The 21,252-nt window shown below is 64.7% G+C and carries 22 protein-coding genes; 5 read left to right on the top strand and 17 right to left on the bottom strand.

Going from position 1 to position 21,252, the window contains the following annotated elements:
* Positions 1-10 precede the first annotated feature (10 nt).
* Both ABIA30_RS15715 and ABIA30_RS15710 read right to left on the bottom strand, forming a co-directional pair.
* On the bottom strand, positions 11-1,561 hold the full coding sequence (locus tag ABIA30_RS15715) for a phytoene desaturase family protein (RefSeq protein WP_370066900.1): 1,551 nt from the start codon (positions 1,559-1,561) through the stop codon (positions 11-13).
* Positions 1,562-1,609: 48 nt separating this feature from the next.
* Positions 1,610-2,185, bottom strand: a complete 576-nt coding sequence (locus ABIA30_RS15710) for a TetR family transcriptional regulator (protein WP_370066898.1) — start codon at positions 2,183-2,185, stop codon at positions 1,610-1,612.
* Positions 2,186-2,255: 70 nt separating this feature from the next.
* On the opposite strand from ABIA30_RS15710, the gene ABIA30_RS15705 reads away from it, so the two are divergent.
* Both ABIA30_RS15705 and ABIA30_RS15700 read left to right on the top strand, forming a co-directional pair.
* The gene (locus ABIA30_RS15705; protein WP_370066896.1) at positions 2,256-2,726 is read left to right on the top strand and encodes a DUF2834 domain-containing protein; all 471 of its coding nucleotides are present in this window, start codon (positions 2,256-2,258) and stop codon (positions 2,724-2,726) included.
* Between the two features lie 28 nt (positions 2,727-2,754).
* Positions 2,755-3,924, top strand: coding sequence for a pyridoxal phosphate-dependent aminotransferase (locus ABIA30_RS15700; RefSeq protein ID WP_370067124.1), 1,170 nt, complete (start codon positions 2,755-2,757; stop codon positions 3,922-3,924).
* Here the strand turns inward: ABIA30_RS15700 and ABIA30_RS15695 are convergent.
* The 15 genes from ABIA30_RS15695 to ABIA30_RS15625 all read right to left on the bottom strand — a co-directional run bounded on the left by ABIA30_RS15695 (position 3,893) and on the right by ABIA30_RS15625 (position 18,553).
* Complete coding sequence (locus tag ABIA30_RS15695) at positions 3,893-5,344, bottom strand: NCS1 family nucleobase:cation symporter-1 (RefSeq protein ID WP_370066894.1); 1,452 nt, start codon at positions 5,342-5,344, stop codon at positions 3,893-3,895. The genes ABIA30_RS15700 and ABIA30_RS15695 overlap by 32 nt on opposite strands.
* Before the next feature lie 24 nt (positions 5,345-5,368).
* Positions 5,369-6,079 (bottom strand): GntR family transcriptional regulator, encoded by a 711-nt coding sequence (locus ABIA30_RS15690; RefSeq protein ID WP_370066893.1) that lies wholly within the window; start codon positions 6,077-6,079, stop codon positions 5,369-5,371.
* Positions 6,080-6,096: 17 nt separating this feature from the next.
* Positions 6,097-6,534 carry an SRPBCC family protein gene (locus tag ABIA30_RS15685; protein ID WP_370066891.1) on the bottom strand — a complete coding sequence of 146 codons (438 nt, stop codon included), beginning with the start codon at positions 6,532-6,534 and terminating at the stop codon, positions 6,097-6,099.
* 60 nt (positions 6,535-6,594) lie between these two features.
* Complete coding sequence (locus ABIA30_RS15680) at positions 6,595-7,671, bottom strand: CaiB/BaiF CoA transferase family protein (RefSeq protein ID WP_370067122.1); 1,077 nt, start codon at positions 7,669-7,671, stop codon at positions 6,595-6,597.
* A complete protein-coding gene (locus ABIA30_RS15675; protein WP_370066889.1) occupies positions 7,668-8,108 on the bottom strand; it encodes an SRPBCC family protein in 441 nt (146 codons plus the stop codon). Before ABIA30_RS15675 ends, ABIA30_RS15680 begins: the two co-directional genes overlap by 4 nt.
* Before the next feature lie 34 nt (positions 8,109-8,142).
* A complete protein-coding gene (locus ABIA30_RS15670; protein WP_370066887.1) occupies positions 8,143-9,594 on the bottom strand; it encodes an MCE family protein in 1,452 nt (483 codons plus the stop codon).
* Between the two features lies 1 nt (position 9,595).
* Complete coding sequence (locus tag ABIA30_RS15665) at positions 9,596-10,708, bottom strand: MCE family protein (protein WP_370066885.1); 1,113 nt, start codon at positions 10,706-10,708, stop codon at positions 9,596-9,598.
* Positions 10,705-11,958 carry an MCE family protein gene (locus ABIA30_RS15660; protein WP_370066883.1) on the bottom strand — a complete coding sequence of 418 codons (1,254 nt, stop codon included), beginning with the start codon at positions 11,956-11,958 and terminating at the stop codon, positions 10,705-10,707. Before ABIA30_RS15660 ends, ABIA30_RS15665 begins: the two co-directional genes overlap by 4 nt.
* Positions 11,955-13,250, bottom strand: a complete 1,296-nt coding sequence (locus tag ABIA30_RS15655; protein WP_370066881.1) for an MCE family protein — start codon at positions 13,248-13,250, stop codon at positions 11,955-11,957. Before ABIA30_RS15655 ends, ABIA30_RS15660 begins: the two co-directional genes overlap by 4 nt.
* The gene (locus ABIA30_RS15650) at positions 13,247-14,275 is read right to left on the bottom strand and encodes an MCE family protein (protein WP_370066879.1); all 1,029 of its coding nucleotides are present in this window, start codon (positions 14,273-14,275) and stop codon (positions 13,247-13,249) included. The genes ABIA30_RS15655 and ABIA30_RS15650 overlap by 4 nt, the downstream gene beginning before the upstream one ends.
* A 24-nt stretch (positions 14,276-14,299) precedes the next feature.
* Positions 14,300-15,607 carry an MCE family protein gene (locus ABIA30_RS15645; RefSeq protein ID WP_370066877.1) on the bottom strand — a complete coding sequence of 436 codons (1,308 nt, stop codon included), beginning with the start codon at positions 15,605-15,607 and terminating at the stop codon, positions 14,300-14,302.
* A 2-nt stretch (positions 15,608-15,609) separates the two neighbouring features.
* Positions 15,610-16,440, bottom strand: coding sequence for an ABC transporter permease (locus tag ABIA30_RS15640; RefSeq protein WP_370066875.1), 831 nt, complete (start codon positions 16,438-16,440; stop codon positions 15,610-15,612).
* Entirely contained in the window at positions 16,437-17,129 is a 693-nt protein-coding gene (locus tag ABIA30_RS15635; RefSeq protein ID WP_370067120.1) for an MlaE family ABC transporter permease, read from the bottom strand. Before ABIA30_RS15635 ends, ABIA30_RS15640 begins: the two co-directional genes overlap by 4 nt.
* A gap of 234 nt (positions 17,130-17,363) precedes the next feature.
* Positions 17,364-18,044, bottom strand: coding sequence for a sensor domain-containing protein (locus ABIA30_RS15630; RefSeq protein ID WP_370066873.1), 681 nt, complete (start codon positions 18,042-18,044; stop codon positions 17,364-17,366).
* A gap of 11 nt (positions 18,045-18,055) precedes the next feature.
* Positions 18,056-18,553: a hypothetical protein gene (locus ABIA30_RS15625; protein ID WP_370066871.1), complete on the bottom strand. Its 498-nt coding sequence runs from the start codon at positions 18,551-18,553 to the stop codon at positions 18,056-18,058.
* Between the two features lie 515 nt (positions 18,554-19,068).
* Between ABIA30_RS15625 and ABIA30_RS15620 the strand changes: the two genes are divergently transcribed.
* The 3 genes from ABIA30_RS15620 to ABIA30_RS15610 all read left to right on the top strand — a co-directional run bounded on the left by ABIA30_RS15620 (position 19,069) and on the right by ABIA30_RS15610 (position 21,244).
* Positions 19,069-19,737, top strand: coding sequence for an MspA family porin (locus ABIA30_RS15620; protein ID WP_370066869.1), 669 nt, complete (start codon positions 19,069-19,071; stop codon positions 19,735-19,737).
* Positions 19,738-19,814: 77 nt separating this feature from the next.
* Positions 19,815-20,489 carry an MspA family porin gene (locus tag ABIA30_RS15615; RefSeq protein ID WP_370066867.1) on the top strand — a complete coding sequence of 225 codons (675 nt, stop codon included), beginning with the start codon at positions 19,815-19,817 and terminating at the stop codon, positions 20,487-20,489.
* A complete protein-coding gene (locus ABIA30_RS15610; RefSeq protein WP_370066865.1) occupies positions 20,489-21,244 on the top strand; it encodes a hypothetical protein in 756 nt (251 codons plus the stop codon). The genes ABIA30_RS15615 and ABIA30_RS15610 overlap by 1 nt, the downstream gene beginning before the upstream one ends.
* Positions 21,245-21,252 lie beyond the last annotated feature (8 nt).

Raw genomic sequence — 21,252 nt, 5'->3', positions numbered from 1 at the left:
ATACCCCCGGTCAACTCCCCAACACGGCGTGAGCGGCGTTGTAGCCGGGGATGAAGTTGACCGCGGGTCCACCATGGCAGCCGGCGCTGCCCAGGTAGAGCCCCAAGATCGGCAGCTCCTGATCGATGAAACCGCGCGGCCCCGGCCGATTCGGCCCCATCTGCTCGGGATGCACCAGGCCATGACAGAAGTCGCCGCCGGGCGCGCCGAACATGGTGCCCATGTGCCGTGGCGTGAACGTGGTGTGCCGCAGGATCAGCTTCTCGAAATTCGGTGCCAGTCTGGTGATCTTGTCGATCACCCGCTGTCCCATCTCTCGTTTCTGGGCTCCATAGTCACCCGAGCCTTCGACGGGGAACCAGAGCGCGAAGGCCGACGACGCGTGCTTGCCGGGCGGCGCCAGCTCGGGGTCCTGCACGGAGGGGATCTGCCAGGCGATCGACGGATCGGCCGGCACAATGCCGCGTCGGGCATCCTCCCACTGCTGCTGCAATTCCTCGGGTGTGCTGAAAATGCCTATGGTGGACTGCAATTCGGGGTCGTTGAGCATCCCGTAGGGCTCGGCGAACTCGGGGATGCCGTCGAGCGCGAAGTGCATCTGCAGGTAGCTGCCGCGGTGGTCGACCCGGGTGTAACGAGCTCGGATCTCGTCCGGCAATGCGGCGCCGACCAGCTTGTCCACGGTCAGCGACGGCGCGACGGATGAAACCACCACGGGTGCAGCGATTTCCGTACCGTCGTCCAGCCGCACCCCGGTGACCCGGCCGTCGGCCACCATGATCGTCGAGACTGCGCTGCGCAGCCGCACCTCTCCCCCGTGCGCGACGAAGGTGTCTTCCAGATGGCGCGCGAGCGCACCGATGCCACCCTTGAGTTTGCGCATCAACGAGGCGTTCTCGGTGGGCACGGCCAGGCCGAAGGCCAAGGCGGCGGCACTGCCCGGAGTGCCCGGTCCGCGGTAGGTCGAATTGCAGGCCAGCACCGACATCATGCCACGCATGGCACCGTGCTTGTCCTTGTCCGGCAGGTAGCGGTCCAAGACGTCGGTGACCGAACCGAACAGCATGTCGGTGATCGCCGAACGCTCGAATTCATTTGTGGCGCAGGCGTACATCTCATCGTATGTCTTGGGCAGCTGTCCGGCGTCAAATCGTCCCAAAGCCCGGGCCGGGGCCTGACTCCAGGCCATCAGCCCAGCCATGCCGGCCAGCGCCTCGGCCCCGTGCACTTCGTTGACGTGCGTCAGTAGTTTCATCGGGTCGGCGTAGAAGATGAACGGCTCGTCGCCGATGCCGCGCAGGTTCACCGACATGACTTCCTGCTCGACGCTGGGCACCTCGTCGAGGCCGAGTTCCTGACTGACCTTCAACGCGGTCGGGAACTGCTCGGACCCCGCGATCTCGAACTTGTAGCCGTCGAACAGTTCGACGGTCGAGGCCATGCCGCCGGCGTAGAGCTTGGCGTCCAGGCACAGGGTGCGCCGACCGGCCTTCTGCAGCAGGACCGCCGCGGCCAATCCGTTGTGCCCCGCCCCGACCACGATCGCGTCATATTGCGCCATGTTCGCACCCTCGCACTCAGCGATAGTTGTGTCAATAGTGACAAAACATCAGGGCAGGCCGTCGGCCAACTGATCCAGCGCCGCGTGGCACATCCGGGCCAGATCCGCCAGCGCACGGTCGGCGCCGAGCATCCAGACCTCCATGGCGCAGAACACCGCGGCCGCGATGGTGCGCGAGGTGACCGCAACCCGCAATCGGTCCGGCCCGGGGCCCAGGCGTTCGGCGATGGCATCGGCGAAATCGGCCTCCACCTGGCGGATGTTACTGACGATCCGTGCCGCGTCCAGTTCCTGTTCACGCAGCGCGGCGATCTTGCTGACCGCGCCAAAGTCGTACGGAAAAGCGAAGATTGCCGCTTGTACCGATTCCAGGATCGGCTCGCCTGCGGGACGGCCCGCCAGCGCGGTGCGGAACCAGTGCAGCCCGGCGTCGTAGTCGGCGAACAGCAACTCGTGCTTGGAGGCGAAGTGCCGGTAGAAGGTGCGCAGCGACACCCCGGCATCGGTAGCGATCTCCTCGCAGGTGGTGCCCTCCACACCTTGCGCCAGGAACCGCACCAGCGCGGCCTGCTGCAGCGCCTCACGGGTGCGTTCACTACGGATCGTCTGCGGCAGCCGGGCCATGGCAGTACGGTACCGCAGCATGTTTTGTCATGTTTGACAGAACCTTCCGGCGGTAGCAGACTCCGCTGGCATGGTCTCGCTCATCGTGCATGCCGTCCTGGGCCTCATCACCATCGCGATCATCGTCCGGCTCAACCGACCGATCTTCACCCGTCCGCCGGCCGGTCCACGATTCTCCGCGCTCGAGGTGGCCTACTACGTCATCGGCGTGGCCTCGATAGCACTGGGCTACTACTTCAACACCAAGTTCGTCCTGGAATACCAACCGCCAGGCGGTAATCCGCTCGTCGGACCGGGCAGCTGGTCTGATTACATCCGACTGATGTTCGTCAACCCGGCGGCGTCCTCGGCGGGCCAGGACTACACCATCATCAACGTGATCCTGCTGCCGCTGTTCACCATCACCGACGGCCTGCGGCGCGGCATCCGCCATCCCTGGCTGTTCTTCGTCAGCAGCCTGTTCACCAGTTGCGCCTTCGCGCTGGCGTTCTACTTCGCGGTGATCGAGCGGCAGCGGCGCGCTGACCCACAGCGGGTTTGAGACACTGCCTGATGTGACGCCACCCGGAATGGTCGCCCGCCTGCGGCCCTACGCCTCGACCATCTTCGCCGAGATGTCCGCGCTGGCCGCGCGGGTCGGCGCGGTCAACCTGGGCCAAGGCTTTCCGGACGAGGACGGCCCGGCCGGCATGCTCAAGGTCGCACAGGACTCGATAGCCCAGGGCATCAATCAGTACCCACCTGGCCCGGGCATCGCACCACTGCGGCAGGCCGTCGCCGCGCAGCGCAAGCGGCACTACGGCATCGACTACGACCCGGACACCGAGGTGCTGATCACCGTCGGCGCCACCGAGGCGATCGCCTCGGCGGTGATCGGACTGGTCGAACCCGGCTCCGAGGTGCTGGTCATCGAGCCGTTCTACGACTCGTACTCACCGGTGATCGCGATGGCCGGGTGCCATCGGGTCACGGTGCCACTGATCGCCGACGGCAAGAGCTTCGCCATCGACATCGACCGACTGCGGGCCGCGGTCACCCCACGTACCCGCGCCCTGATGCTCAACTCGCCGCACAATCCGACCGGCATGGTGGCCACCGACCAAGAGCTGCGCGCCATCGCGGCCATCGCCGTCGAGCACGACCTGTTGGTGATCACCGACGAGGTCTACGAGAAGCTCACCTTCGACGGTCACCAGCACCGCCCACTGGCCGGATATCCGGGCATGGCGCCACGCACCGTGACCATCTCCAGTGCCGCAAAGATGTTCAACTGCACCGGTTGGAAGATCGGCTGGGCATGCGGTCCGGCCGATCTGATCGCCGGAGTGCGCGCGGCCAAACAGTACCTGACCTACGTCGGTGGTGCACCGCTACAACCCGCGGTGGCGCACGCCCTGGACCACGAGGACGTCTGGGTCGATGCGCTGCGAAACTCATACCGGGACAAGCGAAACCGACTCAGCGCTGCGCTGACCGACATCGGCTTCGACGTGCACGACAGCTTCGGCACCTATTTTCTGTGTGCGGACCCCCGACCACTCGGATATCAGGACAGCGCCGCGCTCTGCGCCGAGTTACCACACCGGACCGGGGTCGCGGCGATTCCGATGTCGGCGTTCCTGGACCCCGAATCACCCGACTCCGCCGGCTGGAATCACCTGGTGCGGTTCGCCTTCTGCAAGCGCGACGACACCCTGGACGAGGCGATCAACCGGCTCCGAACGCTGCCCGCCAGCTAGACAGCAGCAGGTGCACCACCAGCGCGACACCGCAACCGATGAACCAGCTGTATTGCGCCGCCACATGGTCGCCCAGCAGCACCGGCAGCACTGCGGGGATACCACCAACCAGGGTGGCCAGCAACGCGATCGGGTTGTAACCGCCGCGGTACCAATACTTTCCGCGATGGTCGAGGGTGAACAGGTCGTCAACGACCAACTTCTGCCGTTGCACCAGATAGTGATCGGCCACCAGCACACCGAACAGTGGTCCGATCAGCGCCCCCAGCAACTCCAGCGTGTAATGGATGACGATGGGGTTGTTGTACAGGTTCCACGGGGTGATCGCCACCGAACCCACGGCCGCGATCATCCCGCCGGCCCGCCAGCTGATCCGCTGCGGGCTGATGTTGGAGAAGTCGAACGCCGGGCTGATGAAGTTCGCGACGATGTTGATCCCGACCGTCGCCACCGCGAGGGTGAACGCACCCAACACGATCGCGAAAGTGCTGCCGATTCGCGCCACGGTCTGCACCGGATCGGTGATCAACTCACCGAACACCGGCACCGTCAGTGACGCGGTGACCACCGCAAGCACCGAGAAGACCACGAAATTGAGCGGCAGCCCCAGGAAGTTACCCCGCTTCACGGCATCGAAACTCGTGACGTTGCGGGAGAAATCGCCGAAGTTGAGCATCGGGCCGGAGAAGTAGGACACCACCAGTGCGATGGCTCCGAGCATCACCGGAATCGAGTCGAAACCGGCGTGGGTGATCGCGCCGAGATTGAGATCGATTGCACCCCAACCGGCTTTAGAAATCATGTACCCGCAGAGCAGAAACATCACCGCCGACACGACAGGCCCGCACAAACCGATGAAACGGCGGATGACGTTCATCCCGCGCCAGAACAGGGCGACCTGCAACCCCCAAAGCAGTATGAAAGTGCCCCAGCCCAACAACGACAGGCCCACAAACCCGTACCTGGTCACGTCCCCGTACGGCAATAACGCCGGAAACAGCTTGAGCAACACCACATCCAGCGCCGCCGAGGCCAGATACGTCTGGATGCCGAACCACGGCACGGCGATCAGGCCGCGGATGATCGCCGGGACGTTGGCACCGAGCACACCGAACGCCGACCGATAGAGCACGGGGTAGGGCACACCCCCGGCCTGGCTCGGCTTGGCGGTCAGATTGCAGAGGAAGTACACGCAGACGCTGCCGACCAACAGCGAGACCAACACCTGCCAACTGGCCAGCCCGAGGGAGAACAGCGTGCCGGCCGTGACATAGCCGCCGAGGCTCTGCACATCGGACATCCAGAACGCAAAGATGTTGAAGGAAGACCAGTTCCGCTCGGCCAGCGGGGCAAGGTCTTGGTTGGTCAGCCGGGGGTGGTATCCGGATCTGCCAACCCCCGCGGTATCGGAGGTGATCACGCTGGTGGCCGCGCGGCGGGTCTGTCAGTCGCCTCGCGCCAGCAGGCCGGTGTCGGTCGGCAGCGTGCCGATGACATCGTTGAGGCTGTGCGCGTGGCGCTCCGATACCACCCGCAACTGCTCCCCGTCGCGCGCGGCGAACGCGGCGAACATGTCATCGTGGTCCGCATTCAACAACACGTGGTTATCCGGCGAGACGTGGATCATCGGCTGCGACGGCTCGATGATGTTCCAGGCCACTTCGAGCATCCGCAGCAGTCGGCGCATGCCAGAGGGACGAACCAACGCGAAGTGGAAGTTTCGGCTCTCCCGTTGGAACGCTGCGGCATCGCCGTCCAGAATCGCCTGTGTCATGCGCTCATTGGCCGCTTTGGCGATGTCCACTTGCTCGTCGGTCGCGAGTTTCACCGCAATCGACTGCGCCGCCACTTCCAACGACGCACGCACGATGTACATCTCACGCAATTCCTGCACGGTCAACTGAGCGACCGTATAGCCCGAGTTCGGCCGGTGGGTGACCAAGCCTTCGCCGATCAACGTCTTGAGCGCCTCGCGGACCGGAATGTGGCTGATACCAAACAGTTCGGCCACGTCGGCCAACGGCACCGGCGTTCCGGGAGGGGCATCACCACTGAGGATGATCCGCCGCAATTCGGTGACAACGGTCTGCTGCGGACCACCGCGACGATCGACCACCAAGTTGTCCAGTAGCGGTGAGCGGACTCGACTCGACATTCTGGACAGCCTACCGATCACCCATAAAAGCGTGTGACTCTTGTACGTAACCGATCAATTGCAACTTCGAGCACCATCTTCCGCGCCCGGCGAAGCAGGAATTCCGGGATCGGCGCCACCAAATCGACGATGATGTCGAACCGCACCCGGGTCTGGTCGCCTTCCCGGGTCAGGTTGTACTCGGCATGCTGGCCGCGTTGCTGACGGGTGTCGGTGGCGTCCCAGACCACCCAGTCGTCACCCCAGTGGTATTCGAGGAGTTCCCGGTCGGTGACGCCCATGATCTTCACCGTCGCCTTGACGTGATGAGGCCGTCCATCCGGATGCCGGTCCAGGATTTCGACTTCGCGATGCAGGTTGGACCACGACGGCACCTCGTCGATATCTGCCAGCTCATCCATGATGGCTTCCGGCGAGGCGTCGAACACCACTTCGCGTGACGCTCTTACAACCATGCAAATTAACTTAGCAACCTTACGGACTCATCGCAGGCATTGCTAGCAAACTGTTACCGATTACCAACCCAGGTCGCCGATCGGCGTGTTTTGTTGTGGTGGTTTACCAACCGGACCTGCTGCGGTCCGGGAGAATCGGGGCGCCGGAGCCGACTGATCGACACCGTCGACGGTGACGATCGTGGACCTCGCCCGCAAATGCTCGCCAGATGCGGCCTCGGTCCAGCTCAGCACCGGGGTTACGCACGCGTCGGTGCCCGCGAAGATCTCTGTCCACTGCGCCCGGGTCTTGGTGGCGAACCTGCCGGCGAACGCCTCACGCATCTGGTCGTAGTGCGCCAGATCGAATTGATTGGGTACCTCGTCGGGCTCAAACCCAAGTCCGCGCAGCAACTCTGCAAAGAACTGCGGCTCGATGGACCCGACCGCCATGTGGCCGCCGTCCGAGGTCTCGTACACCCGGTAATACGGGGCGCCACCGTCGAGCAGAAACGACTCCCGCTGGTCCTTCATGGTGCCGGTGGATTTCATGGTCCACATCATCTGCGCGAGCATGCTCACGCCGTCGACCATCGCGGCGTCGATCACCTGGCCACGGCCGGATCGCTCCCGCTCGTAGAGTGCCGCGACAATTCCGACCAGGACCAGCATCGAGCCGCCGCCGAAATCGGCGACCAGGTTCAACGGGGCCACCGGCGGCCGGTCCCGATAGCCGATGGCCGACAGCGCACCGGTCTGCGACAGGTAGTTGATGTCGTGGCCCGCGGTGCTGGCTATCGGCCCGTCCTGACCCCAGCCGGTGATGCGGGCGAAGATCAGTCTCGGGTTGACCGCCGCGCACTCGGCCGGGCCGATGCCGAGTCTCTCGCAGGTACCGGGACGGAACGGATCAAGCAGCACATCGGCTTTCGCGGCCAGCTCCAGGAGCCTGCCCGGCTCCGACTTGACGTCCAGGTCCACGACGCGCTTGCCCCGATGCAACAGGTCGACGTTCTCGGCGGGCATGGCCAGACCGCCCGGGCGCCGCACCCGCACCACGTCGGCGCCGAGATCGGCCAGCATCATTGCGGCGTGTGGCCCGGGGCCGATGCCACCGAGTTCGATGACCTTGACCCCGTCCAGTGGTCCCACGCTCAGCCCTTCTTGAGTTTCGTCATGTGCTTGCGGAGGCCCTCGGTGGCGGTTTCGGCGCCGCCACTGACGCTGCGTTTGAGCAGGAAGCCAGGGATCGGCACCACCGGGTCGACGGTGATCTCGAACTTCACCTTGGTCTTGTCGCCGGCCGGAGTCAGCGTGTAGCAGGCTTCCTGCCGCTTGAGCGATGACGACGTGATCAGTACCCAGCTGCCCTTGAGGTCAGTCCAGGTGTATTCCAGGATCTGGTCATCGGACATGCCGGCGGCCTTGATGGTCATCTTGGCCCGCTTCGGCCGGCCGTCGTCATAGGCCTCGAGAATCTCCGCCTTGGTGTACTGCGGCGACCACACCGGCGTCTGCTCAAGGTCGGCGATGACATCCATGATTTCTTGTGGAGATGCCTCGATGGTCACTTCGTGGGAAGCACTGACAGCCATGGCGCGACGATAGACCACGCGCGGCGGTCCCGGATCAGGACCGTGGAACCAGCAGCGACTGCCAGCGGTCGATGTGCCCGCCTTGGGTGTAGCTGCGCCCGTCCGGACCGACGTAGCTTCCGGTCAGCGGGTCGTACGGCACGGCCACCACCGGCGCGCTGGGCGCCGCCTGATGACCCAGTGGCGGCGGCGGTTCACCCGGCGCCGCCACCCCCGGCGGCAACTGCGGAATGTCCTGCCCGGAGAGCGTCTCGTTGGGATCGCCCTTCCAGTTGTAACCGTCGTTGAGCGGGACGTACTGCTGGTCGCTCTCGCACATCTCGACCGACGGCGCCCGCTTGCCGGGCTTCGTCTCGCACGGGATGTTGCGCACGCCACGGACATTGAGGTCCGAGTCCTGCGGCACCCGGCAATACAGCTCGCCCGACGGCCGGTCGGGGGCGTCGACCTGACTCGGGATGCGCTGTTCCCGCACCGGCAGGAAGCCGGTGTTGCACGGCGGCGGGTAATTCAGATTCAGGTTGAAGTCCAGGTAGATACCCTTGTACGGGGACTTGACGTTCGAGTCGGCGACGGCGATCGCCCCCATGACCGCCGTGCCCTGCGGGTAGAGCACCAACAGTTGTTCGATGTCGTTGCGATAAGTGACCGCGATGTCGCCCAGGCTGACCATGTTGGCCAGTAGCACCGGTAGCGCCGGCGCCACCCGATCCAGCAGTCCCTTGCCCTCGTTCAGCGCGGGCGCACCCTGGCGCAGCAGGTCACCGAACGCCGCGTCCTGGGCCTTGAATTGACCGGTGATGGACGCCAGGTGCGCGGCCCAGGAGGCAATCGAATCTGCGGTCTGCACTTGGGAATTCAGCACCGGAGGCGATTGGTCGATCAGCTGCGCCAATTGATCCGCCGTGTTGCCACCGTCGATCGCCAGTGCCGTCGAGCCGTCGACGATGCGGGCCAACTCGGGCCCCAACCCACCGACAGCCTTGCTCGATTCGTCGACGACGGTGCGTAGGTTGTCCGGCGGAATGGCTTGCAGCGCACGGTTGGTGGCATCGAGCAGACTCCCGATATCAGCGGGGATGCTGACCTTGCCGACCGGTATCACGTCGCCGTCCCGGAGCCGACTGGCCCCCGATCCTTGCGGGCTCAGTTCGATGAACTGCTCGCCGATCGCTGACCGGCTGTGCACCGCGGCCGTGACGTCCGAGGGCACCGCCTTGTCAGAGTTCAACGTCAGCGTCGCGCGTACACCGCTGCCGGTGACGTCGACCGCCGTGACGCGGCCGATCTCGTCGCCGCGATAGGTGACCACCGACGTCGGGTACAGGCCTCCTGCCGCGGGCAGCTCCACCGTCACCTGATAGCGGCCGATGCCCAGCAGCGCAGGGACTTTCACGAAGCCGAACGCCATCACACCGACGGACACCACGGTGATGACGGTCAGCACAGCCAGCTGGGTCCAGACCTTGCGGGACAACCGCAGCATCTCAGTACCCCCCTTGATGGTACGGCGCGATCAGCGGGTTACCCGCGGTGTACGGGCTGGGCATCTGCCCGATCGTTCTGCCCCACTGCATTTCGAGTTCGGTCAGGTTGCCTTCCCACCTGGAACCGGTGAACAGGCTGCTGTCGATCCGGCTCAGGGTCAGGTCCAGCACCATGGTGATGTTGGCGAAGTCGCCACGGAACCAGTTGGGAACGGTGCTCTTCACCCAGGGATAAGTGGAAAGGAAGTCCAGGCCCTTGGTGAGCGCCGGACCGGCATCGGCGAGCGACCGCAGCACCGGAGCCAGGTTGCGCAGGTTGTCCACCAGTGCGTCTTTGCTCTGGGCGATCGTCGAGGTGGCTACGGCACTGAACCTGCCCAGGGCGGCAACGGAATCGGCGATCTTGGTGCGCTGACCGGCCAACACCGCCAGGGCCTGCGGGATGGTGGTGAGCGCCTTGTCGACGGTGGCATCCCTGGCCGCCACCTGACCGGCCAAGCCGTTGAGTTTGTCGGTGGCGGTGATGATGTCGTCGGTCTGGGCGTTGAGTCCCGCGATGAAGGTGTCGAGCTGGCCGAGCAGGTCCCGCATCTGCGTTTCCCTGCCCGCCAACGCTTTTGCGAAGGTCTGGTTGATCTCCTGCAATTGCCCCAGCCCCCCACCGTTGAGCAGTACCGACACCGAGGCCAGGGTCTGTTCGGTGGTTGGATAGGTGGCTGCGTGGTCCAGTGGGATCAGCGAGCCGTCGTGCAGTTGTCCTTGCGGCGGTTCGTCTTTGGGTGGTGCCAGCTCGATGTGCATGGAGCCGAGCAAGCTGGTCTGTCCGACCTTGGCGGTGCTGTTGGCGGGCAGGTGCACATCGCCGTTGATCCGCATGGTGACCAGCGCGTGCCAGTCCTGTACCTCGATCTTGGTGACGTTTCCGACGTTGACGTCGCCGACCCGCACCCGGGTGTTCTGTTGGATCACCACGACATCCGGCAGTTGGGCCGAGACGGTGTAGGAACCGTCGCCGCTGCCTTCGGTTCCGGGCAGGCTCAGCGAGTTCAGGCCACGCCATTGGCAGCCTGCCAGGCTCAGGACCGCGATGAGCACCACCAGGACACGCTTCACGGTGTGCCGCCTGAGGGGGGCATCATCAGCCCGGCCAGTCCGCGACCCGGATCGACCGGCGTGACCGGCGGCGGCCCATCCGGACGCAACCGATCCTCGCTGTAGGTGATCTCGTTGGGCCGGGCCGATTCTCCGACGAACGGATTGCCGCCGAACGGCAGGAAGTTGTATTGCCTGTTCTTCACGATGGGCGCCAGGTACTGCACGCACAGTTTCGACGAAGTGCCGTTGTTCATCCGGGACGCGGCCTCGATACCACCGCAGATGAACTTGATGGTGTCGGCGAAGTTGGCCAGCGCCATGATGCCGGTAACCGCGCTCTGCGACGGCTGGTAGATGTTCATGAAGTTCTGGAACACCGTGGGCGCGATGTGGAGCACCTGCTTGACGTCGGTGCGCCGGTCGTTCAGTGCGGTGGTGATCGCGTTGAGGTGGTCGACTGTGGTGCCCAGCGATTCCCGGTTGTCCGCGATGAATCCGCGCAGGTCGCCCACCGCCACATCGAGTCCCTTTGCGGCAGCGGCAATCTGCCCGGGCTGTCCGTCGAACGCGGTGCTGACCTCGGCCATGTTGCGGTTGAAGTCGGCCAGCAGATCGCTACTGGAGGACAGCGCCGACACCAACAGCTGCAGATTCTTCACAGTGCTGAAGATGTCGCGGCTATGGTCGCCGAGCGCGGACATGGCCCCCGACAGTTTGATCACCGTGTCACGGGCGGTATCGCCCTGGCCGCGCAGGTTGTCGGCAGCGGAGTCGATCAATGCCCCTACCGAGTTGGGGCCGCCGGCCTCGGTGGGTTGCAGCGAATCGGTCAGCTTCCGCAATTGCTGACGGAAGTCGTCCCATTCGATGGGCACCGCGGTGCGTTCCTTCGGAATGGTGGCTCCGGCAGCCAGTTTCGGTCCACCCGAGTAGGCCGGGACCAGTTGGATCGCGCGCGCGGTGACCAGTGAGGGAGACAGCACCGCAGCCTTGACGTCAGCGGGCAGCGGGTACTGGGCATCCACCGAGAAGGTGACCTTGGTGGATGTCGGCTGCGGTTCGATCTCGTCCACGGTCCCTACCGCGACACCCAGGATGCGCACCTCGTCGCCGGTGTACAGCCCGTTGGTGTTGGGAAAGTACACGGTGTACGTGGTGCGCGCGACGTGGCTCCACCACGACGTGCCCACCACGGTGACCGCGACGGCGAGGCTCACGATCAGCACGAGCGCGGTGCCGAGCCGTAGGTGCTTGTGGCTCATGGTCATTGGCCTCCATTCGCCGGCAAGGGATCACTGCGCACATCCGACGGAGCAGATTGCGGCGGACCGGATCCCTCGGGCGCACCCGGTGGCGGACCACCCGGTGGCGGCGCCGGCAGCGGCTCTCGGTACGGGTACCGGGGATCGCCCGGGTTTCCGGTGATCGCGTCGGGCAGATTCAGATTGGGCGGCCCACCCTGGCCGGTCCGCGGGTACGGCATCGGCAGCGGCGGGGTGGCGGGCTCACCTGTGCCGGGTTCGACCAACTGCGAGGGCAGCAGCACATTCGGGTCCAGCCCGAGGTCGGAGAACGCGGCGTCGATGAACGGCTGGCTGAACTGTCCCGGAATCAGGTTCACCAGGCCGGCTTTGAAGAACGGCCCAGAACCGAGTACCTCGCCGAACGACATGGCATAGCGACGCAACAGATACAGCGTGCGTTTGAGCTCCTGCTTGCGGTTGTCCAGAATGCCGAGCACGCCGTTGAGCTGATCGAGGGCCGGTTTGAGCTTGTCGCGGTTGTCTGCGACCAAACCGGACAACTGCTGCGACACCGCGGTCAGGTTTGCCGAGAAGCTGTTGAGCGCCTCGCGCTGAGTGAGCAGCTCACCCAGTAATGCGTTGGCGTTCAGCACGAGTTGGGCAATCTGGTCGCTGCGCTTGGCCAGCACGCCGGTGACCTTGTTGGCATTGGCCAGCAGGTTGCGCAACTGGGCGTCCCGATTGTTGAGCGTGTCGGAGAACCGTGAGACCCCCTGCAGCGCCAGCCTCAGTTCTGGTGGGGTGTCCTTGAAAGTGTCGGCCATGGTGGTGAGCGCCGAAGAAAGTTGCGTGGTGTCCAGCCCGCTGACCGTGGTGGTCAGGTCTCCCAGTGCGGTGGGCAGGTCGTATGGAGAGATGGTGCGTTCCAATGGAATTGGTCCGCTCAGCCGGCCGTCGCCGCGCGGGGTGAGTTCCAGCATCTTGGTGCCGAGCACCGTTTCGGTCTTGATCGCGGCCTCGGTGCGGTCACCGAGTTCGACGCCGTTGCGGACGGTGAAGTCCACCCGGACCTTCGTGCCCTCCAGGTGGATACTCGACACCCGACCGACGCCGACACCGGAGACCCGTACGTCACTGCCGGGTTTGATGCCGCCGGCCTCGGCGAAGTAGGCCGCGTAATCCGAGGTGCCTTTGACGAACGGCAGTTTGTCGTAACTGAACGCCGCCACCACCACGGCGAGCACGACCAGGGTGCCGACCAGCCCGACGGCCACCCGGTTCTGCTCGGCAAGCGGTTTGATTGTCGGCCTTCTCATTTCGGTGTGCACCGTCCCGTGTCCTGGCCGGCGAGTTTGACGTACACCGGCTGCCCGCCCTTCCCGTTCAGCTTGAGCACGAGGTCACAGAGGTAAAAGCTGAAGTAGTCGCCGTAGAGGCCTTGCCGGGCCAGGATCTGGTAGGTGTCGGGCAGGGTCTTGACGAGATCATCGACGTAGTCGTGGTCGGCCATCACCTGGCCGGCGAAACGATCGGTCTGCGTAACCATGTCCCGGATGGGCTGGCGGGCCTGCACCAGCAGGTCAGTGATCGAACCGGTGGCGGCATTGAGGTAACCGATGCCGTTGGCCAGGTCGTTGCGCCGGTCGGCCAGACCCTGTGCCAGTTGCGAAAGTTTGTCCAGCCCTTGGCCGAACTGCGCGTCACGGGTACCAAAGCGATCCAGCACGGTGTTGAGGTTGGTGATCACCTGCCCGATCAACTGATCCCGTCCGGCCAAGGTGGTGGTCAGTTCCGAGGTATGGGCCAACACCGAGCCGATGGTGCCGCCCTGTCCCTGGAACACCTTGAGTAGTTCAGCGGACAGCGCGTTCACCTGGTCGGGGTCCAGTGCCCGGAACAGTGGACGGAATCCTCCGATCAACGCGTCGACATCGAGCGCGGGTTCAGTGTGGTCCAGTGCGATGGCCTGCCCGGGTTGCAGGCGACGGGGTGAGCCGGCGCCCTCTTCCAGTGCCAGATACCGGTCTCCGATGAGGTTTTCGTAGCGCACGACGGCGCGCGTGCCCTCGGTGAGTGGCAGCCCCTGGTCCACGGCGAAGTCAACCGTGACGGTGCCGTCCCGATGCAGGGTGATGTCCTTGACCTTGCCGACCTCGACGCCGGCGATGCGGACGAAGTTGCCGCCCTTGAGTCCGGACACGTTGTGGAACTCAGCTCGATAGGTGGTTCGCGAGTCGAAACGGAACTGTCCGAACACCGTCACCAGGATGAAGGTGAACACCAGACATATCGCGGTGAACGCCGCCACCCAGACGATGGACCGGGCGCTTCTACCTCTCATCGGAATTCCTTGTGCGCGTGATGATCATGGAGCCGGAACCCCGGGCTCGACCGGTGGCGGCGGAGGACCGTCCGGCGGTGGCGGTCCGGGTATCGGGCCAGGGGCGGGGCCACCGGGATACCGAATGATCGGTGCCTCGGGCACCGCCTTGGTGACCGGGAAGTAGTTGGCGAAACCGGGGAATCCGATACCGGGGTTGGGTCGCTGGTCCAGTCCGTCGCCGAATCCGGTGTCGGTGACCAGAGACTTCACCGGGAAGTTCTTACTGACGTCGGGCAGCGACCCGCAGCTCGGCTTACCGCCCGGCCCGCCGGTGGCATTGACCTTCGGCAGGTTGTCGGGATACCGGTACGGGTCGTCGCCCAGCAACAGGGCGGCATCCATGACGACCGATTTTCCGTTGCCGCCGATGGCTTCCCTGCCGCCGTGTTCCAGGAACCACTGTGCGCCCTGGAACAGGCAGGTGTACGTCGGCGAATATTTCAGCAGCAGGGCGGTCGTCGGGTCGGCCAGATTCATCGCCCGGACGAACGTCGGCTCGTTGCCCCCGACCACGCTCACGCCGGCGCCCGAAAAGCCGACCGCCGACAACAGCAGGTCATCGAGGGCCCCGGCGTTGGTGCTGATGGTCTTCGCCGTAGTGCTGAATGAATCCAGGATGGTCAGAATATCTTGCGCCGCATCGGAGTACGCGCCGACAGTTCGGCCGAACAGCCGCCAGTCAGTACGTATCGTGTCGAGCCGTGGATTGACCACCGACAGCACCCGATTGGCGCCGGAGATGGCCTGACCAATTACTTCCCCCTTGCCGCGCAACGATTCTGCGACGGCGGACAGCACCGAATTCAGCTTGGCCGGGTCGATGGCGCGAACCACCGACTCCAGGTTCTCGAAGACCGTGTTGACCTCGGTGGTGACATTGCGCGATCGCAGCACCGCACCCGGTCGCAGCCGCGCGGCGTCGGCCGAGTCCGGCACGATCAGGTCTACATACTTGGCCCCGAATGCGGTGCTGGACTTGATCTCGGCTTCCACATTGGCTGGTAGATAACCGAATTGGTCCGGGTTGATCTTCAGCGCCAACTTCGAGTGCGCCGAATCACCCGGACCGATGTTCGCGACTTCACCGATCTGGACCCCGCGCAATTTCACCTTCGCGCCGTTTTCCATGACCAGTCCGGCCCGGTCGGACACCAGGGTCAGCGGAACCGACGCGCGCAGGGTCCCGGAGAAGAACACCGCGGTCAGGGCAATCAGCGCAATGATCACCAACGGCAGCACCGGGGCCCACCAGATCGGATCGATCGCCGTTCGGCGAGGTCGGTTGTCCATCGCTATCCCGACAGATTGAAATTGCCGGACTGCCCGTATACAGACAGCGTGATGGTCAACAAGACGAAAACCGTTGCGGTGACCGATGTTCGCACCGCGCGCCCGACGGCCTCGCCCACCCCGGCCGGGCCGCCGGAAGCGGTGAAACCGTAGTAGGTGTGTACGGCCATCACCGCCGCCGCCATGGACAACGCGGCCAAGAACGACCAGAACAGGTCGGTGGGCCGCAGGAACGTGGTGAAGTAGTGGTCATACACACCGCGGGACTGGCCGTACACCACGGTGGTACCGAAACGTGTTGCCAAGAAAGACATCAACACCGCGACGGTGTACAGCGGGATCACCACGATGACCCCGGCGACGATACGGGTCGACACCAGATAAGTGATGGCACGGATACCCATCACCTCCAGGGCATCGATCTCCTCGTTGATCCGCATGGCGCCCAGTTGCGCGGTGGCACCGGCGCCGATGGTCGCAGCCAGCGCCACCCCGGCGGTGGCGGGTGCGATGAACCGCACGTTGAGGAATGCCGACAGGAAGCCCGTCATCGCTTCGATGCCGACGTTGGCCAGGGTGTTGTAGCCCTGCACCGCGATCAAGGCGCCGGTGGACAGCGTGAGGAACCCGATGATGACGACGGTGCCGCCGATCACCGCCAATGCACCGGTGCCCATGCCCATCACCGCGATGAGTCTCAACACTTCCGCCGGGTAGTGGCGCACGGCATCGGCGGTAGACCACAGTGCGTGACCGTAGAATGCGGTCTGTTCGCCCAACCGCCGGGCCGAATCAGTCAGTCGATCAACGGTTTTCGGTGAGGTATCTGTCATGCTGTCGGCGCCACCTTGACGCCGAGCGCCGTGGCCAAGATGTTGATCAAGAACAGCGCCATGAACGAGAACACCACGGTTTCATTCACCGCGCTGCCCACCCCGGTTGGCCCACCGCCGACGGAAAGCCCTTTGTAGCAGGCGATCAGGCCCGCCGACAGCCCGAACAACAATGCCTTGACCAGAGAGATGATCACCTGTGGCAACCCGGTCAGCAGGGTCAGTCCAGCGACGAACGCGCCAGGTGTCACATGCTGGACGAACACCACGAACACATAGCTGCCGCTCAATCCGACGACCGCGACCACTGAATACAGCATCAGCGCGACGAAGGTGGCGGCCAGTACCCGCGGCACCACCAACGCCCGCACCGGGTCGACACCGATCACCTTCATGGCGTCGATCTCCTCCCGGATGGTGCGGGCGCCCAGGTCGGCGCACATGGCGGTGGCGCCCGCACCGGAGACCACGATGGCTGTGACCACCGGGCCCACCTGGGTCACCGACGCCAGAGCCGCGCCGGCACCCGACAGGTCACCGGCACCGATCTCCAACAGCACGATGTTCAGGGTGAACACGATCAACACGGTGTACGGGATCGACAGCATGATGGTCGGAAAGATGGAAACCCTTGCGACAAAACGGATCTGTTCGATCAGCTCGCGCCAGGCCCACCGGTGCCGGAACATCGCCACGAAGGTCTCAGCCGCCAGCACGAAGAAGTCGCCGACCGCCTCGAACGGTTTGGCGACTGCGACCGCTGGTGCCGATGCATTCACCGAGCGGACGTTAAGACAGTTGAAAATTGCCGTCAAAGGCAGAAATTGCCGAAATGCCCACGTCAATTGCGTTGCCGCAGGCTGCAACCGCCTAGCTGGTTAGGTTCACATTGATCGAATCAGGCCAGCCGAAACAGTTGACGCCTAGTGGATTGCCGCTTCGATCTTGTCCGCGAGTTCAGCGGCGGCCGTGACACCGGCCTTCGGCGCGCACGCTTCGACGTCGATCACCAGGTTGCCGGCCAGTCGCAGGACGTGCTGGCACCATCTGGTCTGGTCGCCGGTCCCCCGAGTGATCGGCATGGTCAGTTGGGTATCGGTGCGCCCCAAGTCGCCGGAGAGCCATTTTGGCAAAGGCTTGCCATTTAACGTGATGTTCACGTGGTGGTTGGTGCACTTGGACCACCGCTCGGCCGACTCATCGAAGAACTCACGGGCCGGAGCGGCGGTCGGGTAGTAGACCACCGACTGCGCCACCAACGAGTCCCACTGGTCGGTGTCGGGTACGCGCAGTGTCTGCTGACGAACCGCGGTGTACGTCTTGCCGTAGATCTGTGCCTCGTCGATCTGCCAGACGCCCAGGCAGTTCAGGTTGGGCAGCATGTTCCGGTGGTCGTCCATGTGGTCGATCGGCGGTTTGGCCGTGAGACCAGTAGTGCCCATGACCTGGTTGAGCACGGCCGGCGCCAACAACAGCGAGTCGATGGCGGACTCGGCAACCGTCGGCGGTGCCGTGGGTGTGGACGGTGTGGGCGTACCGGTTTTCCCGCCGCACGCAGCCACCAGCAGGCACAGCGCAGCCGCGCCCATCGTCAATCGGTTCATCGCTCGGGTGATCAGGCGTGCGTGCCCGCCGCCGCGCAGGCTTTCTGCACGGCCTCGGCGTTGTTGTTGACCTCGGCGGCCGTGGAGTCCAGCGTGTCGCCAGTCATGTTCAGGCTGACCTTCACCATCAACTTGGCGGCACCCATCGACCAGGCCCGCATCGGGTCGCCGATCGCCGGCGACAGGCCGGGCGTATTGGCGGCATCCATTGCGGCAGAAGCGGACTCACGCAGGCTGGAGCGACCCACGGCATTGCTCATGTTCGCGGTCCCATCGCGATCATCCAAGCTGTCCGCGTAGCTCCCGTAGCCATCCGACGCGGCATCGAGCGCTTCGGCGAACTTACTGCACGCAACAACCGCGGCCGGGTCGGCGTCGGCGGAGGTGACGGTCTCCGACTGCAGTTGCGGCGAGACGGCAACGGGAGCTGTCGCTGCGGAACCGTCCGCGGAGGTGGACACCGGGGCGGAGTGGTCCGATGGGTCGGCTGCGGCGACGGGCAGCGACATTGCCGCGACTCCGCAGACCGCCACGGACGCGACCACCAGTCGTGCACATACGCGTGAAGACTTCAACGTTTCCTCCAAGTCATTCGGTCCCCCAGCACCAAGCGCCAGGTGCCGCGCCCATGTCGGGCATACCGCATTACCGCATTTGGCAGTCCAACGGTCAGCCGTTCAGATGACCGTACGGTAGCCGCAAGGCGAACTGTCAATTTCTAATCACCGTCATTTGTATTGCCGGCATCGCCCAAATGACTCGAATTATGCCTCACGCAGCGGCGATGACCAGGACATCGACCAACACCCCTCTATACCGCCAATGCTGCGGTCGCACCGGACCTTTCATAGACTCCCCAACTAGTTGATGACTGGGGTGGTAAGTATTTGCAGGCCGTTTACCGTCCGGCAACCCAACCATTAGATGCTCCGTCGCGACAGATATACAGCAACACACAGCGATCCACAGGAAAGCTGCACCGACCACGAGAGGCGCGCTCATTACCATGTCGAACCGTTATGCCATGTTGGCAGCAGCCATTTGCGTGCTGCTTCCGGTGGGTACCGCGCCGCACGCAATCGCCGATCCGGCGGCTGACCCCGCCGCCCAGCCGGCCGGCAATCAGGCACCGCCCCCGCCGCCACCCCCAGGCGACGGCGCCGTTCCGTCGGGCCCTCCCGGAATCCTGGACACCCCCGACGGCTGGCACCTGTCGGTGGTCGGCAGCAACGAGACCCAGCTGCCGGTCGCCCCGCTGACCACCGCCCTTACCTCCCGTGAGTACTGGGTCGCCGGCACCTTCACCGGCACCATCAGCGGCGGCGGCAAGACCAAGCTGACCGGCGGCACGCTGGAAGCCGGCGAGCAGATCGGCTGCGGCATCATCAACGACGAATATGAGGTCAACCCCGGTGCGTCCTTCACCCCGGGTATCGGCCTGACCGGGCCCACCTGGGCAGGCGGCATCAGCCTGCAGGCCAAGGTGTACCTCAAGCCCGGCACCGTGACCACCGTCGCGATCGACAAGAAGTCGTTCAAGGGCACGACCGCCCGCATCGGCATCACCGGCGTCCGGATCAAGACCGACTACTGCGCCGGCCAGTCCTTCATCCGTTCGTACGCCACCTTGACCAGCTCGACTGACAACACCGACGACGTGATCACCTACCTGGGTGTCACCAAGTCCGTCTAGACAACGCTGCATTTCGTTGCACTCCAGAACTTTTCAACCAACTCAGACCTAACACCACGAAGGGCGTTGTCACCATCATGTTGAAACCTTTCGCCGTTTTGGCCGCGGCGTGCATGCTGCTTCCGGCTGCTGCATCGCTCGCACAGGCCCAGCCTGCCCCGCCACCGCCCGCCGGTGACGACGGCCCGCCGCCGGACAACGGTGTCGTTGCCTCGGATGATCCGGCCACCATCACCACGCCCGACGGCTGGGTCCTGACCGTCAAGGCCGAGAACGAGACCCAGTTGCCGATCGCCCCGCTGACCACCGCGGTCAGCTCCCGCGAGTACCTGGTGGGCGGCACCTTCAGCGGTACCGTCACCGGTGGCGGCAAAACCAAGCTGGCAGGCGGCACGCTCGAGGCCGGTTACCAGATCGGCTGCGGCATCGAGCTCGGGCAGCTCCGTCTGATCGGCCAGGCCGGTATCTCAACGGGTACCGGAACCCTGTTCACCGGCGCCATCCCGACCAGCGTCACATTCCCGCTGTCGGGCACCATCGAGATCCACCCCAAGCCCGGCCAGGTCATCCAGGTCCCAGTCGACAAGAAGACCTTCAAGGCCGCTCCGGTCCGCGTGACGCTCAAGGACACCCACGTCAAGGTCGATGGCTGCGTCGGCCAGTCGTTCCTGCGGTCCTACGCGACGCTGACCAGCTCGACCACCGACACCGATGACGTCGTCGCCTACTACGGCCTCACAAAGACGGTCTGATGCTCAGCAGTGAAATGATGGCCAAGGCCGCGGCGGCAGGCATACTCGCCGCCGCGGCGGCCATCACCTTGGCCGGGCCGGCATCCGCCGACTGGACCGACCCAGTTCCGACCCCTGGAACCGACGACCGCACCGATGCGATCGCCAACCAGGTCGCGGGAGTTTTGGGGCCGGCCCCCATGGCCGATGCCAAGATGCCCCTCATCGGCGCTCCTCTGGGACCTGAGGGAATCAATCTGCTCGGGCAGCGCAACACCAATCCCGATCCGGCAGCGCCGCCTCCGCCGTCCGGCCTCCTGGGTATGCCCGTCGGCACACCCGGACTGAGCCCCAGTACCGTGCTGGGCCAGAACGCCAAACCCTCAGCGCCCGGCGCTGGCACCGGCACAGTGCCGAACCTCAATCCCCTCAACAACGCCTACGGCCCCGCGGAATGCCTCAAGCCGTCGGCACCCGGTCAGTGCCAGCAATTCGGGGTTGACCCAGGTCAGGAAAACGCTGACATCAGCCCGCACGATTTGTTCCACCGGTACATCGATATGTACCACGACGGGCGCCTGAAGGGTGGATCCCTCAGCCAGCTTTCTCAGCAGCAGCTGGGCGAACCGCTACCCGGCACCGCGCCGCCACCCGGAACGAACATTCCGCCTGGGCTCGGGCAGTACTACACACCGCCAGATCCCGCACCTCCTGTGCCGGGCACGCCGCCCGCACCTGACGGGCCTCCCGCGCCCGGTACACCGCCAGCACTTTAGTGCGGTGA

Source organism: Mycobacterium sp. MAA66, assembly GCF_041261665.1.
Classification (GTDB): domain Bacteria; phylum Actinomycetota; class Actinomycetes; order Mycobacteriales; family Mycobacteriaceae; genus Mycobacterium.
The sequence above is the reverse complement of the archived record's forward strand: the minus strand, read 5'-3'. Positions and strand labels throughout refer to the sequence as shown.